We start from the raw sequence: 3,287 nt of genomic DNA, 5'->3' as shown, positions 1-3,287 counted from the left end.
TTAAAGCCTGGCAGTTCCCTACTCTCACATGGGGAGACCCCACACTACCATCGGCGCTACGGCGTTTCACTGCTGAGTTCGGCATGGGGTCAGGTGGGACCGCCGCGCTATCGCCGCCAGGCATATTCGGTTTCATTCCGGCCGTTGTCGCTCCTTGCTGCCACAACCGCCCGAACCAATCTCTGAACAAGCTGAAAATTTCATCTCTCTGCCGGCTTCTGACAGCTATTCACTGTCTTCCAGCGCCAAAACACCTTCGGCGTTGTAAGGTTAAGCCTCTCGGTTCATTAGTACTGGTCAGCTCAATGCATCGCTGCACTTACACACCCAGCCTATCCACGTCTTCGTCTTAAACGTTCCTTCCGTGACCTCAAGTCAAGGGAAGACTCATCTCAAGGCAAGTTTCCCGCTTAGATGCTTTCAGCGGTTATCTCTCCCGCACTTAGCTACCGGGCGATGCCATTGGCATGACAACCCGTACACCAGCGGTGCGTCCACTCCGGTCCTCTCGTACTAGGAGCAGCCCCTTTCAATCTTCCTGCGCCCACGGCAGATAGGGACCGAACTGTCTCACGACGTTCTAAACCCAGCTCGCGTACCACTTTAAATGGCGAACAGCCATACCCTTGGGACCTACTTCAGCCCCAGGATGTGATGAGCCGACATCGAGGTGCCAAACACCGCCGTCGATATGAACTCTTGGGCGGTATCAGCCTGTTATCCCCGGAGTACCTTTTATCCGTTGAGCGATGGCCCTTCCATGCAGAACCACCGGATCACTAAGACCTACTTTCGTACCTGCTCGAGCCGTCACTCTCGCAGTTAAGCTGGCTTATGCCTTTGCGCTAACCTCACGATGTCCGACCGTGATTAGCCAACCTTCGCGCTCCTCCGTTACGCTTTGGGAGGAGACCGCCCCAGTCAAACTACCCGCCAGACACTGTCCTCAGCCCGGTTCACGGGCCTAAGTGAGAACATCGAACATTCAAGGGTGGTATTTCAAGGATGGCTCCGCGCAGACTGGCGTCCGCGCTTCTCAGCCTCCCACCTATCCTACACATCAAGGCTCCATGTTCAGTGTCAAGCTATAGTAAAGGTTCACGGGGTCTTTCCGTCTTGCCGCGGGTACACTGCATCTTCACAGCGAGTTCAATTTCACTGAGTCTCGGGTGGAGACAGCCTGGCCATCATTACGCCATTCGTGCAGGTCGGAACTTACCCGACAAGGAATTTCGCTACCTTAGGACCGTTATAGTTACGGCCGCCGTTTACTGGGGCTTCTATCAAGAGCCTCGCCTTGCGGCTAACCCCATCAATTAACCTTCCAGCACCGGGCAGGCGTCACACCGTATACGTCCACTTACGTGTTTGCACAGTGCTGTGTTTTTAATAAACAGTTGCAGCCAGCTGGTCTCTGCGACTGGCTTCGGCTCCGGGCGTCTCTCCCTTCACCTAACGCCAGCGTGCCTTCTCCCGAAGTTACGGCACCATTTTGCCTAGTTCCTTCACCCGAGTTCTCTCAAGCGCCTGAGTATTCTCTACCTGACCACCTGTGTCGGTTTGGGGTACGATTCAATGTGACCTGGCGCTTAGAGGCTTTTCCTGGAAGCCGGGCATCAACCACTTCACCGCCGTAGCGGCTCGTCATCACGCCTCAGTGTTCACAGAAGAGCGGATTTACCTGCTCCTCCCACCTACACGCTTAAACCGGGACGACCGTCGCCCGGATGGCCTAGCCTTCTCCGTCCCCCCTTCGCAGTCACATTCAGTACAGGAATATTAACCTGTTTCCCATCAGCTACGCCCTTCGGCCTCACCTTAGGGGTCGACTCACCCTGCCCCGATTAACGTTGGACAGGAACCCTTGGTCTTCCGGCGAGCGGGTTTTTCACCCGCTTTATCGTTACTTATGTCAGCATTCGCACTTCTGATACCTCCAGCAGGCCTCACGGCGCCGCCTTCAACAGCTTACAGAACGCTCCCCTACCCAGCAACGCCTCAACGTCACTGCCGCAGCTTCGGCGCATGGTTTAGCCCCGTTACATCTTCCGCGCAGGCCGACTCGACCAGTGAGCTATTACGCTTTCTTTCAATGATGGCTGCTTCTAAGCCAACATCCTGGCTGTCTGGGCCTTCCCACATCGTTTCCCACTTAACCATGACTTCGGGACCTTAGCTGGCGGTCTGGGTTGTTTCCCTCTTCACGACGGACGTTAGCACCCGCCGTGTGTCTCCCGTGATACCATTCTTCGGTATTCGCAGTTTGCATCGGGTTGGTAAGCCGGGATGGCCCCCTAGCCGAAACAGTGCTCTACCCCCGAAGATGAATTCACGAGGCGCTACCTAAATAGCTTTCGGGGAGAACCAGCTATCTCCCGGTTTGATTGGCCTTTCACCCCCAGCCACAAGTCATCCGCTAATTTTTCAACATTAGTCGGTTCGGTCCTCCAGTTAGTGTTACCCAACCTTCAACCTGCCCATGGCTAGCTCACCGGGTTTCGGGTCTATACCCTGCAACTCATTCGCCCAGTTAAGACTCGGTTTCCCTGCGGCTCCCCTATCCGGTTAACCTCGCTACAGAATATAAGTCGCTGACCCATTATACAAAAGGTACGCAGTCACCCTGATAAATCAAGGCTCCCACTGCTTGTACGTACACGGTTTCAGGTTCTCTTTCACTCCCCTCGCCGGGGTTCTTTTCGCCTTTCCCTCACGGTACTGGTTCACTATCGGTCAGTCAGGAGTATTTAGCCTTGGAGGATGGTCCCCCCCTCTTCAGACAGGATTTCTCGTGTCCCGCCTTACTCATCGAACTCACAACCCGGTCATCTTCGAGTACGGGGCTATCACCCTCTCTCGCCGGCCTTTCCAGACCGTTCCTCTGATGCCCTGGCTGATGCTGGTTCTGGGCTCCTCCCCGTTCGCTCGCCGCTACTGGGGGAATCTCGGTTGATTTCTTTTCCTCGGGGTACTGAGATGTTTCAGTTCCCCCGGTTCGCCTCATTAACCTATGGATTCAGTTAATGATAGTGCAACGCATTGCACTGGGTTTCCCCATTCGGACATCGCCGGCTATCACGCTTCATATCAGCTTACCGACGCTTTTCGCAGATTAGCACGTCCTTCATCGCCTCTGACTGCCTAGGCATCCACCGTGTACGCTTAATTGCTTAACCTCACAACCCGAAACTGTCTCGGATTGTTCAGCTTGAGAGACTCGTCAATAATACCTCGACGATATTATCGACAGTTTCAATTTTTCAGCTTGTTCCAGATTGTTAAAGAGC

At 54.5% G+C, this 3,287-nt stretch carries 2 rRNA genes; both read right to left on the bottom strand.

Going from position 1 to position 3,287, the window contains the following annotated elements:
• Positions 1-5: 5 nt before the first annotated feature.
• Positions 6-121: ribosomal RNA gene (gene rrf / locus AACQ83_RS15115) — 5S ribosomal RNA — on the bottom strand.
• Between the two features lie 145 nt (positions 122-266).
• Positions 267-3,176 (bottom strand): 23S ribosomal RNA (locus tag AACQ83_RS15110).
• Positions 3,177-3,287: the final 111 nt, after the last annotated feature.

The organism is Photorhabdus sp. S10-54 (assembly GCF_963878145.1).
In the GTDB taxonomy this organism is placed as follows: Bacteria; Pseudomonadota; Gammaproteobacteria; order Enterobacterales; family Enterobacteriaceae; genus Photorhabdus; species Photorhabdus kayaii.
The sequence above is the reverse complement of the archived record's forward strand: the minus strand, read 5'-3'. Positions and strand labels throughout refer to the sequence as shown.